Source organism: Pseudoalteromonas sp. SR45-5, from assembly GCF_014163565.1.
Classification (GTDB): Bacteria; Pseudomonadota; Gammaproteobacteria; order Enterobacterales; family Alteromonadaceae; genus Pseudoalteromonas; species Pseudoalteromonas distincta.
Genome location: NZ_JACJDN010000625.1, coordinates 1 through 2,303 on the forward strand (window position 1 = coordinate 1; position 2,303 = coordinate 2,303).

At 39.4% G+C, this 2,303-nt stretch carries 2 protein-coding genes; both read right to left on the reverse strand.

Annotated features, from left to right (window positions below; all coding sequences use genetic code 11):
• Positions 1 to 122: 122 nt before the first annotated feature.
• Positions 123 to 1,901 carry an ABC transporter ATP-binding protein/permease gene (locus H5072_RS17265; protein WP_182694247.1) on the reverse strand — a complete coding sequence of 593 codons (1,779 nt, stop codon included), beginning with the start codon at positions 1,899 to 1,901 and terminating at the stop codon, positions 123 to 125.
• Positions 1,902 to 2,030: 129 nt separating this feature from the next.
• A partial coding sequence (locus H5072_RS20920) for a hypothetical protein (RefSeq protein ID WP_220488677.1) occupies positions 2,031 to 2,303 on the reverse strand: 273 nt, incomplete at its 5' end.

Genomic DNA, 2,303 nt, shown 5'->3' on the forward strand with positions numbered 1-2,303 from the left:
GAATCACCACAGTGCTCGATAAAGCTAATATAGGAGAAAAGAGAAAGGCTAATAGGTTCTATAAACGCTTTATTTAGCTCGAATACTTAAAAGTATCCGAGCTAAGAGGGGGCACACACTATTTATTTTTTATGCTGAAGCTCCCACATACGGGCGTATTCTCCGGCGAGTGTAAGTAACTCATCGTGCTTACCTTGCTCAATAATTTGTCCGGCTTTGAGCACAATAATGGTGTCTGCATCGGTAATAGTAGATAACCGATGAGCAATAACCATACTCGTATGGTTACTGGCAACCTCACGCATTGCAGCAAGTATTGCTTGCTCAGAATGAGAGTCGAGTGCAGATGTTGCTTCATCAAAAATTAAAATAGGGGACTTTTTCAAAATGGCGCGGGCAATGGCAATACGCTGTTTTTCGCCGCCGGATACTTTTAAACCGCGCTCGCCAACCAGTGTTTTATCGCCTTTATCAAGTGTGCCTATAAAGTCTTTTAAATGCGCCATAGCAATGGCTTCGTCAATTTCAGCATCGCTTGCTGATGGTCTACCGTAAGCGATATTTTCACGAATGGTGGTGTTAAACAGCACGGTGTCTTGCGGCACTATTGCAATGGCTTTTCGTAAACTATTAAGTTTTACTGAGTTTATTGCTTGATTATCAATACTAATTTCACCGGCGCTTACATCATAAAAACGATAAAGCAGTCGCGCCAATGAGCTTTTACCAGCCCCACTGGCACCAACAATAGCTACTTTGCTGCCTGCTTTAACACTAAAGCTAAGATTATTAAGAATAGGGCGATGCGCATCGTAACTAAAACTTACATTATTAAATGTTATTTCACCTTGGCTAATATTGAGCTCTTTAGCATTAAGTGCATCGGTTATTTGTGGTTTTTTGTTAAGTAGCCCAAGCATGTTTTCAAGGTCGGTTAGCGCGCGTCTTATTTCGCGGTACACAAAGCCTAAAAAGTTAAGCGGTAAAAACAATTGAATCATATACGCGTTGATCATCACTAGTTCACCAATAGAAAGCGTACCTGCAACTACCTCGGTTGAGCCCAACCACATTAACGCGGTAATAGCACAGGCAATAATAAGTGCTTGGCCTGAGTTGAGGGCGAGCAACGACATTCTATTTTTTAAACGGGCTTTTTCCCAGTTTGCTAAAAAGGCGTCGTACGTTTTGGCTTCAAACTGCTCATTATTAAAATATTTTACAGTTTCATAATTAAGCAGGCTGTCTATTGCGCGGGTATTACTTTTATTGTCGGCAGCATTTGCTTCTCTAATAAAGCGGTTTCGCCACTGAGTAACCACCACAGTAAAGGTAATATAAATGGCGACTGCCAATAATGTAATCAGCGCAAACCAAACAGAAAACAACGTGCCAAAAATAATCGCAACGGTCAGTATTTCAAACAAAGTAGGCACAATGTTAAACATTAAAAAACGCATTAAAAAGCTTAACCCACTTGTACCGCGTTCTATATCGCGGCTAATACCGCCAGTTTGCCTATCTAAATGAAAAGCCAGCTCAAGTGAGTGCAAATGCTTAAATACCTTTAAACCAATATCGCGCATGGCGTGCTCGGTTACGCGCGAAAATACAGCATCTCTTATTTCACCTAAAAATACGCTAGCAAAACGTAGCGCACCGTACATCAACAATAATAAAGCAGGAATAACTAACAGTGGGTTAATTGACTTATCAACCGAGTCTATAATTTCTTTAAGTGCCCACGGCATCAACAAAGTGGCACCTTTTGCGCCTATAAGCGCCATAAGTGCAATAAAAACACGACCTTTAAATTTTGTAAGGTAGGGCCACAGTGTTTTTACACTTTGGCGTAAATTCATGGCGTCGGGGCGTTTTTCACTGCTTTGTTTAGAGCGCATTCAGTATCTCAGAGTTGGTATATGGGTAAATAAAATAACTTATAAGTTAAGTAAACGCCGTTAATTGAAACAAGGAAAGGTATTAGTTTTTTGAATATTAATTTTAAGCGTTAAAATGCGGTTACCTAATTAATGCTTTCTAAAATAGCAGTATATGTTTTCTGGCAGAATATATCTCATGTAGCGCTTTCTAAAGCCAGCTTTCCATAATGATTTGTTATAGGTTTGCTTAAACTTAATTGGATTAAGAAACATTTTTAATGGATCAGGCGATTTCGCAAAGTAACTTTCATGGCTATTTGCTCCTACATACTCAGAGTGTTTGAGATTACCAAAGTTCACAGACTCGCTATAGGTAGGAGTTTTTAATAATCTAGATATAGGTTTTATAGCTGTTTCAGG